The sequence below is a fragment of the Variovorax sp. SPNA7 genome (genome assembly GCF_033807855.1).
Taxonomy (GTDB): domain Bacteria; phylum Pseudomonadota; class Gammaproteobacteria; order Burkholderiales; family Burkholderiaceae_C; genus Variovorax; species Variovorax beijingensis.
On record NZ_CP138514.1, the window covers coordinates 143,959 to 162,440 of the forward strand.

Below are 18,482 nucleotides of genomic sequence, written 5' to 3' on the forward strand. Positions count from 1 at the left end.
GATGGGTCTCCTTATGAATCTTCGACTTGCAGTTCGAGCACGCGCAGCTCGGTGCCGCCCGTGGCCTGGAGCTGATGGCTGCGGCAGCGGGGGCAGGCGTCGCCGCGCCGCATGATCTGGACACTGGCGCCGCAGGGCAGGCACCATGCGGTGCCGGGGGGCTCGAGGATGTCGATCGCCGCGCCCTCCAGGCAGGTGCGCGGTGCGATCGCCTCCAGCGCAAAGCGCAGGGCGCGCGTCTCCACGCCAGAGAGCTGGCCGGCCTCCAGCCGCAGGGCCGTCACGCGACGGAATCCCTCGCGGCGTGCCGCGTCTTCGACGAGCTTCAGGATTCCGCCGGCCAAGCTGGCTTCATGCATGGGGCAACTCCGCGGTGGCTGTGCGCGACGGGACTTCGAAGCGCACGCACGGATCGTACGCGGCCATCAGGATGCGCAGCAACGCACCCGCTTCGCCGCCCTGCGCAGGCATGCGTTCGAGCGCATGCGCCACGGCGCCGCGGGAATGAAAGTTCCAGTCGGTCGGGGCCACGACGTCGTAGCCGGCCACGCGCGGGTCGGCGGGCCGCCCGTCGACCCGCGCGCGATGGATCAGCAGGCCGCGTGCCGTTTCGACCCATGCCAGCCCTTCGCCGATGCCGGTCTGCAGCGCGCCCGCGGCGAGCCACCCGGCGCCGCCGCGTTCCGCTGCGTCCGGCAGCGAAAGGCGCACCAGGTCGGCGATACGGGCGCCGAACCGCTCCCATGCGCTCGCGGGCAGCTCGGCGCGCGGCTCGTGCAGGCGGGTCCAGGTTCCGGTCTCGGCGCACTGGCTGCGCCAGGTGGGCGCGGTCGCTTCGAAGGCGGTGCCCAGGCCGGCCGCGAAGGCGCCCAGGCCGGACGGGCTGCCGTGCACGCGCAGCGGCGGCGCTGCCTGCAGGACGCCGTTCGCGAGGGGCGCGCAGGCGTGCAGCAGCGCGGGAAGCCAGCCGCGCTGGCGTTCGCACCATTGCGAGAGCCATTCGGCGGGCTCGCGTTCCCACAGTGCCAGCCAGGCGAGCGGCGAGGTGCCCAGGAGATCCGCGAGCCAGGCGATGGCGTCGCCTTCCGGGCGCGGTGCTTCGGCCAGCCAGGGACAGCCCCGCAACGACCGGTGGCTGCTGTCGGCCCAGGCCGGCAGCGCCCCCGGTACGTACAGTTCGACCGGCCAGTCCAGGCCGATGCGCAAGGCGTGATCGCGCGCCGTCTCCCGGCGCAGCGCGCGCCGCTGCGCAGCCGATGCGGATGCGTCCTGCCCTCGCGCCGCGGCCAGCGCCAGCGTGGCGCACAGGAGATGCGCATGGCCGCACAGGGTGAACAGGCTGGCCAGCATGTGCGGCGCTTCGACCACGGACCGGCCCGCCAACAGCAGCCCCGCGAGCGCGCGGCGGTCGCTGGCCAGGTTGTGCGGGCGCGGCAGGCCCGGCCGCACCCGCAGCGTGCCGGCAAGGGAGGGCAGGGTGGTCACGGGGCCTGCCTCTGCGTGGCACCGCGGCCGAGCAGGAAGCTGCGGCGCGCCGGTGCGGCCGGTCGTGCAGCAGCAGGCTGGCGCAGCTGCGCCAGCAGCGCCGAGGCGGTGGCGATCGCATCGGCCTGCGTGCCGAACTCGAACACGGGCGAGAACAGCGAGCAGGCCTCGAACGACCCGAAGCTGTCTTCGTGCGCGCCGGTGAAGGTGAATTGCTCGTGTCCGACCTTGCGCACGCGCATCGTGCCGACCCCTGCCGGCATGTCGCGGCGCACGAGCGGGAACCGCACGAGGTTCATGAACCAGGGCGTCACCAGCACGCCGGCCGCATGGGCGGATTCCGGAGTGCGCTGCACCGGATCGGGCCCGCGCGAGGGTTCGAGCCTGAAGTCGACAGCCTCCACGCGCAGTGCATTGTTCATGAAGGGCAGGCCGGCCATGCGGGCGCGCGCGATGCCGTCGAACGATGCTTCGAAGGCACGCGTGCGCAGCGTCAGTTCGTCGTGTCCGGCGCCGTGGGTGTGGGTCATGGGCCGCCCACGTTGTCGAGCACCATGAACTGGTCGGCGTCGCCGTCGCATTGGGGGCAGCGCCAGTAGGCCGGCAGCGCGGTAAAGGCCGTACCGGGGGCGATCTGCCAGGTCTCGTCGCCCTCTGCCGGGTCGTACACCCACCAGCAGATCTTGCATTCGAGCCGCGCCGACGCGCCCAGCTTCGCGCGGTCGCCAAGATAGCTGCCCTCGAAGCGCAGGGGGCCGGCCGTGGTCACGCGCTCTCGATCCATTGCAGCACCTCGGCCAGCCGCTCATGGGAATCCTCCAGGTCCTCGCGCGCGGCCTGCGCGACTTCCGGCAGGTCGCCCACCTCGACCGTGTTCAGGATCACCACGTCCTGCGAGTTGTAGTAGACGACCCGCCAGCAGTTCGGCACGCGGGTGTTCGAGATGCGGCAGTTGCCATAGCCGCGCGACAGGATGAGCACGCGGCCGGTGCCCAGGTGATGGTCGAGAAAGCCGATGTCCTCCACCGACATCGGCAGCAGCGTGAGGTTGATGACCTGCGCCGGGCAGCCCGGCACCCAGGCGCGCCAATGGTCCTCGATCTCGGCCAGCAGGGCGGGCGCGTTCTGCACGTTGGGCGGCAGCGGGCCGGACCACCTCGGCACCTCGGGCGCGACGTCCTCGCGGGCGACGGCCTTGAGTGCATCGGGGATGGCGCCAAGCTCGATGCTGTCGCTCGCGACAACGCCGTCCAGCGACCCGATGACGCGCCAGACGCCCGCGAAGACGGACTCCTGCACCCGCAGCTCGCGCGGCGGCGTGCCCTCGTGCCGCACCAGGGCGCTGACTTCGCCCTCGCCGAGGACCTGGTTGACGAGGGCGAGATCGCCCGGCGCGAGACCGTCCAGCGCGATGCGGCGGTTGCCGCCTTCACGGCAGACGATCGCCAGCTGCGCGAGCGCATCGCGCAGCGCCGCGCGTGCCAAATGGTGGGCCGCGAGTTCCTCGGGCTCCGGCAGCGCGGGCGCGCGGAAGGTTTCCATGCCCTGCGGCATGGGCATGTAGGCAAGCTCTTCTTCCTCGGGCTGCGAGCCGGGGCCGATGGTGCGTACCGGAATCGGAAAGTCTTTCATCATGCGGTCCTCAGTGGCAGGCGCTGGCCGCGCCCGTGGCGCTCACCACCGGAATGCCGATCGTCGGCGCGCGGCCCACCGGGCTCGCCAGGGCGGCTTCGACCCGCTGCAGGAACACGTCCCAGTCGTGCATGCCCGGCACGGTGCCGACGTAGCCGCCGTCGCGCAGGAACAGCAGCGTGGGCCAGCGCTGCGAACCGAAGCGGCGCGCGACCTTGTCCTCCAGGTCGCGCGGCACGACGGCCACGGCAAAGCGGCCCGGGAAGCTGCGCATCAGTTCGGGCAGCACGGCGGCCACGTCCTGGCCTTCGGGAAAGCGCACCGGATCGCCCGCGAACAGCACGACGCGGTCGCCGCCCTGCGCGGACCACGCGTCGATGCTCTGGTCGTCGACCCAGGTCGCGCCGAAGTCATCGACCAGGCGCGCGATGAGCGCGGAGCCCTCGCGGCGCGTTTCAGGCTGCTGGACCGGGAGGCGCACGAGCGTCTCGGTGCCGGTGGTTTCGAGTGTCATGAAGGGCTTTCGGTGGTTTCGTCGGCAAGGCGCAACAGCGGCTGGCCGCACAGCGCGAGAAGTTCCTGCGTGCTCGCGGCGGAGGGAAGCGCGAACGCAGCCGCGGTGCCGCCCTCGGCGCCGGTCTGCGCCGCCGCGAGCAGGTCGAGCGTGGCGCAGATCTCGGCAGCGCGCCGCGCATCGATGCGCTCGCGGACGCTGTCGAGGAAGACAAGCACCCAGTCGCCGACGGCGGGTTCGGCCACCAGCAAGGTCCGGACGCGGCGTTGCTCGCCCCGCCCGCGGCAGATGGCGTGCCCCGGCTCGATGGCGACAATCTGCATGGGAATGCCGATGCACATGATTCGCTCAGGCCGGCTGACCGGGGGGGGCCGGCAGAAAGCGTTCGTCGCCGAGCCGGCAGGCGGCGTCCTCGTCCGGCCGCTCGGCCTCGTAGCGGTCGAGGTCGAGCTGGCGGAAGGTCACGGCCTCGGAGCCGGCCAGCGGAAGGCGGCGCGGACGCGGCACGGCGCCCCAGCGGCGCAGTTCATCGACACCGAGCGCGAGCGCATCCTCCATCGCAAGCTTCACGGCGGGGCGCAGGCTGCCGCCATAGTCGTCCAGTTCTTCGGGCTGGCAACCGACGAGAAGCACGCGCTGTGGATAGCGTTCGGTGAGCTGCGCCAGCATCAGAACCTCCTGGAAGCCGGTCTGGTGCAGGCTCATCTTCTTGGCGCCCATGAAGCGCGGCACCTCGTCGTCCTCGATCAGCTTGAGGGTGCCGGCCGGAAGGCCGTAGTCGATCGCGTCGAAGATCAGCAACCGGGTGGCCTGCTGCACATGCTGGATCAGGTAAAGCCCCTGCGTGCCGCCATCGATCAGCGCCACGTGCGGCGCGAACTCGTAGCGCCGCTGCAGCGCCTCGACGCAGCGCACGCCGAAGCCTTCGTCGGCCCACAGCACGTTGCCGATGCCTAGCACGCAGATCGATTCATCCGACGGCATGTGCTCAGTCCTTGAACGTGCGGTGGCCGGAGATCATGGTGCTGACTACGCTAGAGCGGCCCATGATGTCCTCGCGGATGGCGGCATACACATGCACGATCACGAAGACGATCAGTCCCCACATGCCGAGGTGATGCCAGGTGTGCACGTCCTGCGATTGACCGAAGAGCGGAATGACCCAGCCGAACAGCCGGTCTTGCCATGAGCCGCGCTGGGCGCCTTCCGCATAAAGGGCGAAGCCGGTGACGATCATGAAGATGCACAGCAGCAGGAACCCGAAGAACATCGCGAAGCGCGCCAGCGGGTTGTGGCCCACATACCGGCCCGGCCGCGCGCTGACGAACGCATACCATTTCGCCATGCCCCAGATCTCCTGCCAGTAGATGCGCTGGAAGATGGGAACCCAGAACAGCTCGCGCGCATGGTGGTTGCCGACAACGGCCCAGTAAATGCGCCCCAGCAGGCCGACCGCCAGCACGTAGCCCGCCGCGAAATGCGCGAAGCGGATGTAGCCCATCAGGAAGTTCGCACTGGCCTCGCCGGGCTGGGTCGGCAGCGGAGAACCGATGAAATAGCCTGTGACGGCCAGCACGGTGATCGCGAGCGCATTGATCCAGTGCCAGATCCTTACCGGCGCCTCGTACACATAGACCGATTTGATCGACTGGCCGTGGGCCACGCTGCTGTCGTCGGCGCTGTGCGCCGGGACCGGCGGGGATGAAGTGGTGTTCATGGCGTGTTCCTGCGGTGGTGCGCACCGGCCTCAGACCCGCGCCGCGAGCATGAACAGCCCGCTGCCGCCGATCAGCGCGGTTGCCGTGCGCCAGGCCCAGCCCGGCAGCCGCTGCAGCGACGCGCCGGCCCACAGGCCCATGGCGTGCAGCAGCGTCGACGCCGCCATGAAGCCGGCCGCATAAGCCATGAACGGGTGGCCCCCGGCCAGTTCGGCGCCATGGGCTTGCCCGTGGAGCACACCGGCCATCGCGACGAGCGCGAATCCGGTGGCGGGCGCGATGCGCCTGGCGTTCAGCATCAGGACGGCGAGCGCGACCACGCTCAGCGCGATGCCGGCCTCGACCCATGGCAGACCGATGCCGCCGGCGGCCAGTGCGGCGCCGGGCAGCAGCGCCGCAAGAAAAACCGCCGGGCCGGCAGTGCGCCACGCCTTGGGCAGTGCGACCACCGACCACATCCCGACGGCCACCATGGCAAGCAGGTGGTCGAGGCCGCCGAAAGGGTGGGCGAGACCGGCCGCGAAGCTTTCCGCGCCGTGACCGGGGTGCGCCTGCGCCGCCGAGGCCATCGCGAGCGCGGTCACGGCGGCCAGGCCCTTGGCCGCCGGCGACACCCTTGCGCGGGCGCTGCGTGTTGTCTGGATCTGCATGTGCTTGTCTCCGTTTCTTGGGGTCGTTTTTTCAGCGCACCGTGACGCTGGTGAGTTCCTGGCCGTCGGGGCTCATCACGTGGGTCGAGCACGCGAGGCACGGGTCGAATGAATGCAGCGTGCGCAGGATCTCGACCGGCTGCTCCGGATTGGCCATGGGCGTGTTCATCAGGCTGGCCTCGAACGCGCCGATCTGCCCCTTGGTGTCGCGCGGGCTGCCGTTCCAGGTCGTCGGCACCACGCACTGGTAGTTCTCGATGCGGCCGTCCTTGATGCGGATCCAGTGGCCGAGCGCACCGCGCGGCGCGGCGACCGTGCCCACGCCCTTGGCTTCCTTGGGCCAGGTGGCCGGGTCCCACTTTTCGACGTTGGCGGTGCTGGTGTCGCCGGCCTTGATGTTGGCAACGAGTTCCTTAAAGTCGTCCAGCATCATCTCCGCGCAGTACTGCGCTTCGAGCGCGCGCGCAAGCGTCCGGCCGATGGTCGTGGGCAGCAGCTGCTTCACGGTGTACTGGGTCTCGGGCATGCCGAGCGCCTTCGGAAACACCTTGTTGATGACTGCGGCGGACAGGTCGACCTGCTCCTTCACACGCTGGCAGTGCGGATTGCCCTTCGCCGCATGCGCGTAGCCGAGGATGTAGCGCGACAGCGGCCCGACCTCCATCGCATGGCCGCGCCAGCGCGGGGACTTGATCCACGAGTACTTGGCGCTCTCGTCCAGCCTCTCGATGTTGGTTCGCGTGCCCTTGGTCTTTGCGCCGAGCTCGTAGTTAGGCTCGGTCACGCCGTCCCAGGGATGCAGCCCTTTCGACTCGTCCGCGTACTTGTACCAGCTGTGGTTGACGAACTCCTGTACCTGCTCAGGATCGCGCGGGTCGACCGGCAGGATCTCGTTCCAGTTGCCGCCCAGGATCGCGCCGCCGGGCAGCTGCTGGGTCTTGTGGTCGCCCATCACCTTCTCATAGGTGCCGTAGTCCATCACGTTGGTGGCGGAAAGGCCGCCGCCGTAGAGCCATCCGGCCTGCTTGTAGATGGTGCCGATCGCGAGTACGTCGGGGACGTACACGTTGTTGTTGAACTCGATCATCTCGCGGATGCGCGCCTCGATGAAGTTCAGCCGCTCTATGTTGACCGGCGCGCCCGCCGCGCCGTCCTTGTCGATGTTGATGGCGCAGGGCACGCCTCCGACCAGGTAGTTCGGATGCGGGTTCTTTCCGCCGAAGATGGTGTGGACCTTGACCCACTCCTTCTGCAGGTCGAGCGCTTCCAGGTAGTGCGTCACGGCCATCAGGTTGGCCTCCGGCGGCAGCACGTAGGCCTTGTTGCCCCAGTAGCCGTTCATGAAAGGGCCGAGCTGCCCGCTCTCGACGAACTTCTTGAGCCGGTTCTGGATGTCGCGAAAGTAGCCCGGCGACGACATGGGATGCGAAGGCGACACCGTCTGCTGCAGCTCCGACGTCTTCTTCGGATCGGCCTTGAGAGCCGACACCACGTCGACCCAGTCGAGCGCATGCAGGTGGTAGAAGTGCACGGCATGGTCGTGCTCCTGCAGCGTCTTGGCCATGATCTCGCGGATCAGGTAGGCGTTCTTCGGGATGGTGATGCCGAGCGCATCCTCCACCGCGCGCACCGAGGCCAGCGCATGGCAGCCCGTGCACACGCCGCAGATGCGCTCGACGAAGGCCCATGCGTCGCGCGGGTCGCGGCCCTTGAGGATCACTTCCAGGCCGCGCCACATCGTGCCGGTGGACACTGCGTTGCGGATCACGTTGTTGCTGTCGACGTTGACTTCGCAGCGCATGTGGCCCTCGATGCGCGTCACGGGGTCCACCACGATGCGGCGGCCCGTGTCGTCCATCTTGAAGCCTTGTGTCTCGTATGCACTCATTTGTTTTTTTCCTTGCCGTGGGAGCGTGAGGGAGTCAGCGCCCGGCGTCGGCCGGTGCCTGGGTGTCGTTCTTCTTCTGCGCGGCGCGCTTGATCGCCGATGCAGCGGCGTGCGCGATCGCGGCCGCCCCGACCACGCCGGCTGCCGTTGCGCCGACCTGGTCCGCGTTGGCCTCGACACCGAACTGGTGGATGTCGGTCAGGCGGTTGTAGAACGAGCCCTTGTCCCAGAAGCCGTCTTCCGAACAGCCGATGCAGCCGTGGCCCGCCTTGATGGGGAAGCTGGTGCCTTCGTTCCACTGCACGGTCGAGCAGGCGTTGTAGGTGGTCGGGCCCTTGCAGCCGACCTTGTAGAGGCAGTAGCCCTTGCGCGCGGATTCGTCGTCCCAGGCCTCGACGAATTGCCCGGCGTCGAAGTGCGGCCGGCGGTAGCACTTGTCGTGGATGCGCTGGCTGTAGAACATCTTCGGGCGGCCCTGGCGGTCGAGCTCGGGAATCCGGTCGAAGGTCAGCATGTAGGTGATGACGCCGGTCATGACCTCGGCGATCGGCGGACAGCCCGGTACCTTGATGATCGGCTTGTCGAAGATCACCTTGTGGATGGGCGTGGCCTGGGTCGGGTTCGGCTTGGCGGCCTGCACGCAGCCCCAGGAGGCGCACGAGCCCCACGAGATGATCGCCTTCGCGTCTTTCGCGACGTGCTTGAGCTGGTCGATGAAGGGCTTGCCGCCGATGATGCAGCTCATGCCGTCCTGGTTGAGCGGCGGGTTGCCCTCCACGGCCAGGATGTAGTTGCCCTTGTACTTCTTCATGATCTCTTCGAGGATCGCCTCGGCCTGGTGTCCGGCGGCGGCCATCAGCGTGTCGTCGTAGTCCAGCGAGATCATCGACAGCACCACGTCCTTGGCCAGCGGATGCGCCGAGCGGATGAACGACTCCGAGCAGCAGGTGCATTCGAGGCCGTGGAGCCAGAGCACCGGCGTGCGCGGCTTGGTTTCCATGGCATGGGCGATCTGCGGCACGAAGGCCGGCCCGAGCCCCAGGGACGTGGCGGTCAGCGAGCAGTACTTGAGCAGGCTGCGGCGCGAGATGCCCTGGCGGCGCATCACTTCGTAGAACGTTTCCATCGTGTGCTGTCTCCTTGCCTTTGCGGCGATGTCGTGGACAGCGGGCCTGCGAGGGGCCGGCGGCCCCAGGCGATGCCTGCTGCCCCCTCTTCATCGCAACTTGCGGACCAGTGCGAACGCCCCCGAGGGAATACCCTGCGGAGGCGCGGCAACTGCTTGATTTGATTGGGTAAATGCGAGCGACACAGCAAGCGCGGCGCAGCGTCCGGGCGGCATGTCGACGCGGCGCTTCCAGACGGGCCGCCAAAGTGCAAGCGCTGCTTCCACCAGCACCCCCGCGATCCGGGTGGCGGCCCGGACAGATGCGGTGGGGCCTAGCTGTCCGTCGACTGGTGCAGATGCCGGCGCAGCCGGCGCATGTTGAGCAGCACGAGCAGCGCGATCGCCGGCACGGCCACCAGCGTCACCGCGGTTTCGGGCCAACCCATCGCCTTGGCCAAGGGCTTGAGCAGGTAGTTGGCGAGGCCGACGCCGTAGTAGGTCATGGCGATCACCGACAGGCCCTCGACCGTTTCCTGCAGCCGCAACTGCAGGCCCTGGCGCCGGTCGAGCGAGCTGAGAAGCGCCTGGTTCTGCCGTTCGCGCTCGACTTCGGAGCGCGTCTGCAGCAGCTGCGCGGCCCGGGCGATCCGCTCTGACAACTGCGTCTGACGGGCCGCCGTGGCCGCGCAGCTGTCCATGGCCGGCCGAAACCGGCGCTCCAGAAACTCCGACAGCGGCTGCAGGCCCGGCACCAGCGTCTCGCGCAGATCGACCAGCCGCTGGTTCACGATGCCGCTGTAGGCGCGGGTGGCCGCAAAGCGCGCACTGTTCTCGGCCATCGCATGCTCGACCTGGGCCGCCAGCGTGACGAGTTCGTGCAGCAGCACTTCGTCGCCGTCCGTCGCATCGTGGAAGCGGGCCATCAGCGACGCGAGCTGGGTTTCTTCCGCCGCGAGCTGGACCATGCGCCGCGAAGCCAGCGGCAGGCTGAGCAGGGCCATCATCCGGTAGGTGTCTACTTCGATCAGGCGCTGGACGGTGCGGCCCGCGCGCCGCCGGTTCATGGCGTGGTCGAACACCAGGAAGCGCGTCACGCCATCCTTGGTGCGAAGGTCCGACACCACGGTGGCCGCGCCTTCGGCCACCCGGTTGCCCACCAGCAGATCGCCGCCGAAAAGCGGCGCCACCAAGCGCGCATGGGGCGGATCGCCGGGGCAGGGGAGCACGGCCAGCTGCGTGGCCGAGATCATGCGGCCGGGGAGGGAGGCCAGCCAATCCTGCGGCAGGGCATCGAGCCAGCCGGTGTCGAAGGCCTCGTCCATGGCGAGTTCGCCAAGATCGGCGAACACGGTGAAAGTGTGGAACTCCGTGTGGCGCTCCCAGCGCACGCGCAGCGCGCCGCAGCGCACCTGGCACTGCGTGGCGGTGCCCGCTCCGGAGGCGTCGCCGCCCAGCCGCGCCAGATGCGCGATGCAACGCGCATCGTCGTCCGGGCCTTCGCGCAGCGTCGCAATGGCCAATGCGGCGCCCGGCGTGGAAAGCGGCTCGAAGGGGCGCGCGTGGATTTCGTCGGCCAGCTGCTGGCGTCCTTCGACTTCTGTCGGCAGTTTCATTTCGGGTTCCGGCAAGTGCAACGCTTCTTGGATCCGTCCGAGCTTGCGCCCAGTTGCGCGTGGATCGGGATTGGGCCACATGGACCAGGAATTGCGTGAAGGGCGTGAAGGCGGCACCGCGCGCGGGGCTGCCAGCTCGGGAAATGGACGCGCTTGATCATGAATAGGAGCAGAATTTCCATGGCCGATGACTCCAGCCTTTCCTTGCGAGCAAGGAGAGTACCCGCGGCCGCCGTCGCGCCATTGTGGCTCGCGAGGCCGACGCGATGACGTTCCAGGCGATCGCCTTCGATCTGGATGGGACGCTGGTCGACAATGCCGGCGGCGTCGCGCTGGCACTCAACACGGCGCTGCACGAAGCCGATCTGCCTTGCTTCGATCTGCAGCGTGTGCGCGGTTGGATTGGCGACGGGCCCGACGCGCTCATCGAGCGTGCCTTGCGGGCGATCGACTTGCACGACGTCGACACAGCGTGGCTGTCGATGCGCGTTCGTCGCAATTTCGACGCGATGGTGCTGGGCTTGCCATTTGCCGAATGCTCGATCTATGCCGGTGTCGAAAAGCTGCTGGAGCAACTCGGGCGCAAGAACGTGCCGCTGGCCGTGATCACCAACACGCCGACCGTGCTCGCCCGGGCGGTGCTGGAGGAAGCCGGGCTGCTCGGCTATTTCACCACGGTGCGCGGTGCCGACACGGCGGCGCTTCGCATGCCATCGCCGCTCTTGATCGCGCAGGCTGCGAGGGTGCTCGGAACTCGCCCGGAGCACATGCTGATGATCGGGGACTCGGCCAGTGCCCGCCAGGCGGCTTGCGCTGCCGGGTGCCGTGCGGCCTGGGCCGGCTGGGGCTATGGCCTGCTCGGCAGCGGACAGGGCGGCACCGTCTGGCGCCTCGACACGCCCGCGGACCTGCTGGTTCGCATGGCGCTGCCGCAGACTCGTCGCCATGGGCGGCCGGCAGCCTGAACGCGTCGGTGACGAACGAACCGGTGCGGGAGCGACACGCCGCTGCCGCGCCAGCCAGTGGGGCGGTCACACCGCTGGCATCACGCTGCCAGAAGCGGAAGGACGCTGTCCATTCCGGTCCGCGGCAACGGGACTGGATCGCGCACCGGCTCGTCGCCGGTGTGCGGGTCCGGCTTGCGCCGCTTCATGAGAGGCCTGCGCCGAAGCCCCGAAGGGAAATTTGCAGACATCTTCTCTCTTCAGGAAGCCGTATCCGGCGACTTCGCAGCCACGGGAGTGCCCGTGGCCTCGTTCCAGCCGCCCCCCAGCGTCTTGTAGAACGTCACCAGGTTGGTCAGGCGCGACAGCCGAGTGCTGATCAGGTTCTGCTGGGCGGTGTAGAGCGAGCGCTGCGAGTCGAGCACGCTCAGGTAGCTGTCCACGCCGCGCTGGAAGCGCGCCTGCGACAGCCGGTAGCTGTCCGCCGTCGCATTCACCAGCGACTCCTGCGCATCGAGCTGGCGCCCGAGCGTGCCGCGTTGCGCCAGGGCGTCCGAGACTTCGCGGAATGCGGTCTGGATCGCCTTCTCGTACTGCGCCACCGAGATGTCACGGCTCACCGTGGCGATCTTGAGGTTGGCGCGGTTGGCGCCACCGTCGAAGATCGGCAGCGTGACCTGCGGCGCGAAGCTCCAGCTGCCCGAGCCGCCCTTGAACAGGCCCGAGAGCTCGCTGCTCGACGTGCCGGCCGATGCGGTGAGGCTGATGCGCGGATAGAAGGCCGCGCGCGCCGCGCCGATGTAGGCGTTGGCCGCCTTGAGGTCGCGCTCGGCCTGCAGGATGTCGGGGCGGCGCTGCAGCAGCTCCGAGGGCAGGCCCGGCGGAATGGTGGCCAGCGGGCTTGCGGCCACCGCCGCCGCGTCGGACAGGGCCTGCGGCAGCAGTGCGTCCGGCACTTCGGCGCCCACGAGCAGCACCAGCGCATTGCGGTCCTGCGCCACCTGCGCGGTGTAGCGCTCGACGTCCACGCGTGCGGCGTCGACGCTGGTCTGCGCCTGGCGGAGCGTGAGCGCCGAGGCCGCACCCAGCTCGAAGCTGCGCTGGTTGAGGCGGTACGAATCGCTCTGGCTCTGGAGCGTGTCGCGCGCGAGCTTTAGCCGGTCCTGGTCGGCGGCCAGCGTGAGGTAGCTGGTCGCCACTTCGGCCACCAGGCTGATCTGCGTGCTGCGGCGCGCCTCGGCCGTGGAGAGGAACTGCTGCAGCGCCTGCGCGCTCAGGCTGCGCACGCGGCCGAACAGGTCGATCTCGTACGAGCTGAATCCGAGCGAGGCACTGTACTGGCGTGCCGTGAGCGCCTCGCCCGTGGACGACAGGTCGGCCGGCGTGCGGCTGCCGCTGCCGCCGGCACTGGCGTTGACGGTGGGGAAGAGCGCCGCGTCCTGCACCCGGTACTGGGCGCGGGCCTTCTCGATGTTCAGCACCGCCACGCGCAGGTCGCGGTTGTTGGCGAGGCTCATCTCGATCACGCGCTGCAGCGACGGATCGGTGAAGACATCGCGCCAGCCGAGCTCGGCGACGGGCGTGGTGGATGCCGGGTCGGCGGCCGCATCGCCGGCAAACTTGCCGGGCACCGGCGCCGCGGGCTGCTGGTAGTCGGGCATCAGGCTGCAGCCGGCCACCAGGGTAGCGAGCGCAAGCGGGGTGAAGCGAAGGAGTTTCATGACCGGGATCTCAGGATGCGGCCGCAGCCGGTTGTGCATGCGAGGCCGGCCCGGCGAAATCGCCTTGGTCCTTGCCCTTGAACAGGCCGCGCACCAGCACGAAGAAAAGAGGCACGAAGAAGATCGCGAGGATGGTTCCCGACAGCATGCCGCCGATCACGGCCGTGCCCAGCGCATGCTGCGCGCCGGCCCCGGCGCCGCTTCCCAATACCAGCGGCAGCACGCCGAGGATGAAGGCCAGCGAGGTCATGAGGATGGGGCGCAGGCGAAGCCGCGCGGCTTCCAGCGCCGACTCGACCAGTCCCTTGCCCTGTGCGTGCAGGTCCTTCGCGAACTCGACAATCAGGATGGCGTTCTTCGATGCAAGGCCGATCGTGGTGAGCAGGCCCACCTGAAAGTACACGTCGTTCATCTTCCACGTGAGGATCGCCCCGACCAGCGCGCCCAGCACGCCGAGCGGCACCACCATGATCACGGAGAACGGAATGGCCCAGCTCTCGTAGAGCGCGGCCAGGCAGAGGAACACGATCAGGATCGACAGCGCGTACAGGAGGCCGGTCTGGCCGCTCGAGGCCTTCTCCTGGCGCGACAGGCCGGTCCATTCGTAGCCGATGCCCGCGGGCAGCTTGGCCACCGCCTCCTCGACGATGGCCAGCGCCTCGCCGCTGGAAGCGCTGCCCGGCATGGCCATGCCCAGGATCTCGATGGAGGGAACCCCGTTGTAGCGCTCCAGGCGGGGCGAGCCCGAGCTCCAACCCGCCTTGGCGAATGAAGTGAAAGGCACCATGGTTCCCGCGCTGTTGCGCACGTACCAGCGGTCGATGTCCCCGGGCAGCATGCGGTACTGCGCATCGGCCTGCAGCATCACCTTCTTCACGCGGCCCTTGTCGATGAAGTCGTTGACGTAGCTGCTGCCCCAGGCGGCCGAGAAGGTGTCGTTGATGTCGGCCATCGAAAGGCCCAGGGCCTGCGCCTTGTGCGGATCGATCTCGAGCCTGAATTCGGGCGTGTCCTCCATCCCGTTGGGACGCACGGCCACCAGGCGCTTGTCGTTGCCGAGCGTGGCGAGCAGCTGGTTGCGCGCCTGCATCAGGGCTTCGTGCCCGAGGTTGGCGCGGTCCTGCAGCATCAGGTCGAAGCCGGTCGCGTTGCCGAGCTCCGCCACGGCCGGTGGCGCAAAGGCAAACACCTTGGCGTCGCGGATGGTGTTGAAGAAAGCGCCGGCCTTCGCTGCCACGCCCGTCACGCTCAACGCTTCGCCCTTGCGTTCGTCCCAGGGCTTGAGCTTGATGAAGGCGAAACCGGTGTTCTGCCCGCTGCCCGCAAAACTGAAGCCCGCCACCGTGAAGATGCCGGAGACCGCGTCCTTCTGGTCGACCAGGAAGTGCTGCTCCACCTGGCGGATCACTTCTTCCGTGCGCGCATTGGTCGCGCCCGGCGGCAACTGCACCAGCCCGAACATCGTGCCCTGGTCCTCGTCCGGCAGGAAGCCCACCGGCAGCTTCATGAAGCCGAACACCACCGCGGCCAGCAGGACCGCGTACAGCACCATGTAGCGCCAGCCCTTGCCCATCATGTGCCGCACGATGCCCTGGTAGCGGCCGTTGCCGCGGTCGAAGCTGCGGTTGAACCAGCCGAAGAAGCCGGTGCTCGCCATCGCATGGCCCTTGGGCACCGGCTTGAGCAGCGTTGCGCACAGTGCCGGCGTGAGCACCAGCGCCACCAGCACCGACAGCGTCATCGCCGAGACGATGGTGATCGAGAACTGCCGGTAGATCACGCCCGTGGAGCCACCGAAGAAGGCCATCGGCACGAACACCGCCGCCAGCACCAGGGCCACGCCGACCAGCGCGCCGGTGATCTGGCCCATGGACTTGCGCGTGGCCTCCTTCGGCGAGAGGCCTTCCTCGGTCATCACGCGCTCGACGTTCTCCACCACCACGATGGCATCGTCCACCAGCAGGCCGATGGCCAGCACCATCGCGAACATGGTGAGCGTATTGATGGTGAAGCCGAAGGCCGCGAGCACGCCGAAGGTGCCGAGCAGCACCACGGGCACCGCGATGGTCGGGATCAGCGTGGCGCGGAAGTTCTGCAGGAAGAGATACATCACCAGGAACACCAGCACGATCGCCTCGACCAGCGTCTTGACGACTTCTTCGATCGAGATGCGCACGAACGGCGTGGTGTCGTAGGGCTTCTGCACCTTCATGCCCTGCGGAAAGAATTTCTCGAGCTCTGCGACGCGGGCGTCGACCGCCTTGACCGTGTCGAGCGCATTGGCGCCGGCCGCCAGCTTGATGGCCAGGCCGGCAGCCGGCTTGCCGTTGTAGCGGCCGACCGTGTTGTACGACTCGCTGCCCAGCTCGATGCGCGCCACGTCGCGCAGGCGCACCTGCGCGCCGTTGGTCTGCGTGCGCAGCAGGATGTCCTCAAACTCCTGCGCGGTCTTCAGGCGCGTTTGCGAGGTAATGGTCGCGTTGAGCTGCTGGCTGCCCGCGGCCGGCATGCCGCCGAGCTGGCCGGCCGACACCTGCGCGTTCTGCGCCTGGATCGCGCTCTTCACGTCCAGCGGCGTGAGGCTGAAGTTGGCGAGCTTGTTCGGGTCGAGCCATACGCGCATGGCGTACTGCGAGCCGAAGAGGGTGGTGTCGCCCACGCCCTCGACGCGGCTGATCGCGTCCTGCACGTTGGCGGCCACGTAGTCCGACAGGTCGGAGCCGTTCATGCTGCCGTCTTCCGAGGTGAAGGCCAGCACGTTCAGGAAGTTGGTGGCCGACTTCGTGACGGTGACGCCTTGCTGCTGCACTTCCTGCGGCAGCAGCGGCGTGGCCAGCGAGAGCTTGTTCTGCACCTGCACCTGCGCGGTGTCGGGGTCGGTGCCGTTCTCGAAGGTGAGCGTGATGGTGACCGAGCCCGAGGACTCGCTGGTCGAGGCCATGTAGCTCAGCCGGTCCAGGCCCTTCATCTTCTGCTCGATGACCTGGGTGACGGTGTCTTCCAGCGTCTTGGCCGAAGCGCCGGGGTAGTTGGCCGTGATCGCGACGGCGGGCGGCGCGATGCTCGGGTACTGCGCGATCGGCAGCGTGGCAATGGACATGACGCCGCCCAGCATCACGATGATGGCGAGAACCCACGCGAAGATGGGGCGGTCGATGAAGAAACGTGCCATGGCGGTCTCTCGATCAGTTCGCCGCGCCAGCGGATGCCGGCGGGGCGGCCTTGGCCGTTTGGGTGCCCGGCTTGGAGCTGGGGCTCCATTGCACCGTCTTCACCTCGACCCCCGGCGCCGCGCGCTGCTGGCCGTCCACCACCAGCTTGTCGCCGGCCGCGAGGCCGCTCTTCACCAGCCACTGGTCGCCGACGGCGCGCTCGGTCTCGAGCATGCGCCGCTGCAGCTTGTTCTGCGCGTCCACCACATAGGCTGTCGGCTTGCCGGAGCCGTCGCGCGACACCGCCTGCTGCGGCACCATGAGCGCCTGCTCCTTCACGCCTTCCTGCAGTACGGCGCGCACATACATGCCGGGCAGCAGGTCGGCAGCGGGGTTGGGAAACACCGCGCGCAGCGTGATGGCGCCGGTGTTCTGGTCCACCGTGACATCCGAGAACTCGAGCTTGCCTTCGATCGGATACGCACTGCCGTCTTCGAGCAGCAGCCGCACCCGGGCGGCATTGGCGCCGCTCTTTTGCAGGTCGCCGCGCGCCATCGCCTGCTTGAGCTGGAGCACTGCGGCGCTGGGCTGCGTCAGGTCGACGTAGATCGGATCGAGCTGCTGGATGGTCGCCAGCGCAGTCGACTGGCTGGCCGTGACCAGCGCGCCGGGCGTGACCGTCGACTTGCCGATGCGTCCCGAGATCGGAGCATCGATGCGCGCATAGGCGAGATTGATGCGGCTCGTCTCCACGTTGGCCTTGGCCGCGGCGACGTCGGCCTCGCCTTGCTGCAGTGACGCGGCCGCGTCGTCGTAGTCCTGCTGGCTCACGGCCTTGATGGCGACCAGCTCCTTGTAGCGCTCGGCCTTGAGCCGCGTGGTCCTCAGGCTGGCCTCTGCCTTGGCAAGCGCGGCGACGTTGCTGTCGTAGCTCGCCTTGTACGTGGCGGGGTCGATCTGGTAGAGCACCTCGCCGGCCTTCACGTCGCTGCCCTCGCGGAACTTGCGGGATTTCACGATGCCGCCGACCTGCGGGCGCACGTCGGCGATGAGGAAGGGCACGGTGCGCCCCGGCAGTTCGGTAGAGATGGCCACGCGCTGCGGCTGCACCGTGACGATGCCGACCTCGGGCGTGCCCGGCGCCGGCGGCGGACCGCCGGGCGGCTTGCCGCAGGCGACCAGCAGGAAGGTGGACACGATGGCCGCGGCAAAGGTCAGGCCATAGGTGAGAGGGGGACGCATCGCGATTCTCCTGGGGAAGGGGCCGGGCGGTGGGGCCGGCCATGGGTTAATTAGACAGTACTGTACTGAAATGTATTTTGACTTCCAGCGAGTTGTCAATCAATAATGAGCACCTGTGTACAGAAATAAAGAGAGACGAGATGCGAGTCAAGACCGAAGCCAAGCGCGATGCCATCGTCCAGGTGGCGTCGGAAGTCTTCAGGGAACTGGGGTTCGAGGGCGCCTCGATGGTGGAAATTGCCGCACGCGTCGGCGGTTCGCGCGCAACGCTCTACGGGTACTTCAAGTCCAAGGAGGAACTGTTCGTTGCCGTGATCCACGCCTCGGCGAAGATCCACTTCGAGCCGATCTTCACGGCGCTGGCAGAGGAGGGCGATGAAGACCTCGCGCGCGTGCTGCAGCGGTTCGGCGAGAAGGTCCTGGCCGTGGTGTGTTCGCAAGAGGTCATCCAGGCGCACAGGGCCGTGATCGCCGAATCGGGCCGCAGCGACATCGGGCGGCTTTTCTTCGAGGGAGGGCCCAAGAAGGGCCTCGCCGAGGTGGCAGGTTTCCTGGAACGGCAGATGCGCAAGGGCCGCCTGCGAAGCGCCGACCCCACCACGGCGGCACACCACCTGATGGCGCTGCTGGACTCGGAAACCGTCAGGCCGAGTCTCCTGGGCATCCAGGGACCATTGACCCGCAGGGAACTGCGGGAGGCGACGCGCCGCGCGGTGCAGGTGTTCCTGGGTGGCTACGCCTCAGCCATCCAACCCGCGGAATGACGGCGGCCGGGGCTCCTCCATGCACGTGGTCCGATCGGCAAGCGTTTCGCT

18 protein-coding genes are annotated in these 18,482 nt (G+C 68.4%); 2 read left to right on the forward strand and 16 right to left on the reverse strand.

The features are described 5' to 3' along the window. Window positions 1-11: 11 nt before the first annotated feature. The 13 genes from hypA to RZE77_RS28485 form a co-directional block, all read right to left on the reverse strand. Entirely contained in the window at window positions 12-359 is a 348-nt protein-coding gene (gene hypA, locus RZE77_RS28425; protein ID WP_319443052.1) for a hydrogenase maturation nickel metallochaperone HypA, read from the reverse strand. Next, window positions 352-1,485 (reverse strand): hypothetical protein, encoded by a 1,134-nt coding sequence (locus RZE77_RS28430; protein ID WP_319443053.1) that lies wholly within the window; start codon window positions 1,483-1,485, stop codon window positions 352-354. The genes hypA and RZE77_RS28430 overlap by 8 nt, the downstream gene beginning before the upstream one ends. Beyond that, window positions 1,482-2,015, reverse strand: coding sequence for a [NiFe]-hydrogenase assembly chaperone HybE (gene hybE / locus RZE77_RS28435; protein WP_307641914.1), 534 nt, complete (start codon window positions 2,013-2,015; stop codon window positions 1,482-1,484). Before hybE ends, RZE77_RS28430 begins: the two co-directional genes overlap by 4 nt. Further along, on the reverse strand, window positions 2,012-2,269 hold the full coding sequence (locus tag RZE77_RS28440) for a rubredoxin (RefSeq protein ID WP_319443054.1): 258 nt from the start codon (window positions 2,267-2,269) through the stop codon (window positions 2,012-2,014). Before RZE77_RS28440 ends, hybE begins: the two co-directional genes overlap by 4 nt. Further along, complete coding sequence (locus RZE77_RS28445; RefSeq protein WP_319435339.1) at window positions 2,251-3,117, reverse strand: hydrogenase expression/formation protein; 867 nt, start codon at window positions 3,115-3,117, stop codon at window positions 2,251-2,253. The genes RZE77_RS28440 and RZE77_RS28445 overlap by 19 nt, the downstream gene beginning before the upstream one ends. A 10-nt stretch (window positions 3,118-3,127) precedes the next feature. Further along, on the reverse strand, window positions 3,128-3,631 hold the full coding sequence (locus RZE77_RS28450) for a thioredoxin domain-containing protein (RefSeq protein WP_319443055.1): 504 nt from the start codon (window positions 3,629-3,631) through the stop codon (window positions 3,128-3,130). Next, window positions 3,628-3,972 carry a HypC/HybG/HupF family hydrogenase formation chaperone gene (locus RZE77_RS28455; protein WP_319443056.1) on the reverse strand — a complete coding sequence of 115 codons (345 nt, stop codon included), beginning with the start codon at window positions 3,970-3,972 and terminating at the stop codon, window positions 3,628-3,630. Before RZE77_RS28455 ends, RZE77_RS28450 begins: the two co-directional genes overlap by 4 nt. Before the next feature lie 7 nt (window positions 3,973-3,979). Further along, on the reverse strand, window positions 3,980-4,615 hold the full coding sequence (locus RZE77_RS28460; protein ID WP_319443057.1) for a HyaD/HybD family hydrogenase maturation endopeptidase: 636 nt from the start codon (window positions 4,613-4,615) through the stop codon (window positions 3,980-3,982). A gap of 4 nt (window positions 4,616-4,619) precedes the next feature. Next, on the reverse strand, window positions 4,620-5,348 hold the full coding sequence (cybH, locus tag RZE77_RS28465; RefSeq protein WP_319443058.1) for a Ni/Fe-hydrogenase, b-type cytochrome subunit: 729 nt from the start codon (window positions 5,346-5,348) through the stop codon (window positions 4,620-4,622). A gap of 30 nt (window positions 5,349-5,378) precedes the next feature. After that, on the reverse strand, window positions 5,379-5,999 hold the full coding sequence (locus RZE77_RS28470; RefSeq protein WP_319443059.1) for a HupE/UreJ family protein: 621 nt from the start codon (window positions 5,997-5,999) through the stop codon (window positions 5,379-5,381). Window positions 6,000-6,030: 31 nt separating this feature from the next. Then, window positions 6,031-7,887: a nickel-dependent hydrogenase large subunit gene (locus RZE77_RS28475; RefSeq protein ID WP_319443060.1), complete on the reverse strand. Its 1,857-nt coding sequence runs from the start codon at window positions 7,885-7,887 to the stop codon at window positions 6,031-6,033. A gap of 34 nt (window positions 7,888-7,921) precedes the next feature. Further along, window positions 7,922-9,013, reverse strand: coding sequence for a hydrogenase small subunit (locus tag RZE77_RS28480; RefSeq protein WP_319443061.1), 1,092 nt, complete (start codon window positions 9,011-9,013; stop codon window positions 7,922-7,924). A gap of 314 nt (window positions 9,014-9,327) precedes the next feature. After that, window positions 9,328-10,608 (reverse strand): DUF3422 family protein, encoded by a 1,281-nt coding sequence (locus RZE77_RS28485; RefSeq protein ID WP_319443062.1) that lies wholly within the window; start codon window positions 10,606-10,608, stop codon window positions 9,328-9,330. 266 nt (window positions 10,609-10,874) lie between these two features. Between RZE77_RS28485 and RZE77_RS28490 the strand changes: the two genes are divergently transcribed. After that, window positions 10,875-11,573: an HAD family hydrolase gene (locus RZE77_RS28490; protein ID WP_319443063.1), complete on the forward strand. Its 699-nt coding sequence runs from the start codon at window positions 10,875-10,877 to the stop codon at window positions 11,571-11,573. Between the two features lie 239 nt (window positions 11,574-11,812). Here RZE77_RS28490 and adeC read toward each other — a convergent pair whose 3' ends face one another. From adeC to RZE77_RS28505, 3 genes are read right to left on the reverse strand one after another with little or no spacing between them, the layout of a single operon-like run. Then, window positions 11,813-13,273: an AdeC/AdeK/OprM family multidrug efflux complex outer membrane factor gene (gene adeC, locus RZE77_RS28495; protein WP_319443064.1), complete on the reverse strand. Its 1,461-nt coding sequence runs from the start codon at window positions 13,271-13,273 to the stop codon at window positions 11,813-11,815. A 10-nt stretch (window positions 13,274-13,283) separates the two neighbouring features. After that, a complete protein-coding gene (locus tag RZE77_RS28500; protein WP_319443065.1) occupies window positions 13,284-16,445 on the reverse strand; it encodes an efflux RND transporter permease subunit in 3,162 nt (1,053 codons plus the stop codon). Between the two features lie 13 nt (window positions 16,446-16,458). Next, window positions 16,459-17,667 carry an efflux RND transporter periplasmic adaptor subunit gene (locus RZE77_RS28505; RefSeq protein WP_319443066.1) on the reverse strand — a complete coding sequence of 403 codons (1,209 nt, stop codon included), beginning with the start codon at window positions 17,665-17,667 and terminating at the stop codon, window positions 16,459-16,461. 140 nt (window positions 17,668-17,807) lie between these two features. On the opposite strand from RZE77_RS28505, the gene RZE77_RS28510 reads away from it, so the two are divergent. Further along, window positions 17,808-18,431, forward strand: coding sequence for a TetR/AcrR family transcriptional regulator (locus RZE77_RS28510; RefSeq protein ID WP_319435122.1), 624 nt, complete (start codon window positions 17,808-17,810; stop codon window positions 18,429-18,431). The last annotated feature ends 51 nt before the right edge of the window (window positions 18,432-18,482 follow it).

Excerpts from the sequence above, each read along its gene's own strand:
- hypA (WP_319443052.1), bottom strand. The coding sequence starts at position 359 with ATGCATGAAGCCAGCTTGGCCGGCGGAATCCTGAAGCTCGTCGAAGAC.
- hybE (WP_307641914.1), bottom strand. The coding sequence starts at position 2,015 with ATGACCCACACCCACGGCGCCGGACACGACGAACTGACGCTGCGCACG.
- RZE77_RS28440 (WP_319443054.1), bottom strand. The coding sequence starts at position 2,269 with ATGGATCGAGAGCGCGTGACCACGGCCGGCCCCCTGCGCTTCGAGGGC.
- RZE77_RS28445 (WP_319435339.1), bottom strand. The coding sequence starts at position 3,117 with ATGAAAGACTTTCCGATTCCGGTACGCACCATCGGCCCCGGCTCGCAG.
- RZE77_RS28450 (WP_319443055.1), bottom strand. The coding sequence starts at position 3,631 with ATGACACTCGAAACCACCGGCACCGAGACGCTCGTGCGCCTCCCGGTC.
- RZE77_RS28455 (WP_319443056.1), bottom strand. The coding sequence starts at position 3,972 with ATGTGCATCGGCATTCCCATGCAGATTGTCGCCATCGAGCCGGGGCAC.
- RZE77_RS28460 (WP_319443057.1), bottom strand. The coding sequence starts at position 4,615 with ATGCCGTCGGATGAATCGATCTGCGTGCTAGGCATCGGCAACGTGCTG.
- cybH (WP_319443058.1), bottom strand. The coding sequence starts at position 5,348 with ATGAACACCACTTCATCCCCGCCGGTCCCGGCGCACAGCGCCGACGAC.
- RZE77_RS28470 (WP_319443059.1), bottom strand. The coding sequence starts at position 5,999 with ATGCAGATCCAGACAACACGCAGCGCCCGCGCAAGGGTGTCGCCGGCG.
- RZE77_RS28475 (WP_319443060.1), bottom strand. The coding sequence starts at position 7,887 with ATGAGTGCATACGAGACACAAGGCTTCAAGATGGACGACACGGGCCGC.
- RZE77_RS28480 (WP_319443061.1), bottom strand. The coding sequence starts at position 9,013 with ATGGAAACGTTCTACGAAGTGATGCGCCGCCAGGGCATCTCGCGCCGC.
- RZE77_RS28485 (WP_319443062.1), bottom strand. The coding sequence starts at position 10,608 with ATGAAACTGCCGACAGAAGTCGAAGGACGCCAGCAGCTGGCCGACGAA.
- RZE77_RS28490 (WP_319443063.1), top strand. The coding sequence starts at position 10,875 with ATGACGTTCCAGGCGATCGCCTTCGATCTGGATGGGACGCTGGTCGAC.
- adeC (WP_319443064.1), bottom strand. The coding sequence starts at position 13,273 with ATGAAACTCCTTCGCTTCACCCCGCTTGCGCTCGCTACCCTGGTGGCC.
- RZE77_RS28500 (WP_319443065.1), bottom strand. The coding sequence starts at position 16,445 with ATGGCACGTTTCTTCATCGACCGCCCCATCTTCGCGTGGGTTCTCGCC.
- RZE77_RS28505 (WP_319443066.1), bottom strand. The coding sequence starts at position 17,667 with ATGCGTCCCCCTCTCACCTATGGCCTGACCTTTGCCGCGGCCATCGTG.
- RZE77_RS28510 (WP_319435122.1), top strand. The coding sequence starts at position 17,808 with ATGCGAGTCAAGACCGAAGCCAAGCGCGATGCCATCGTCCAGGTGGCG.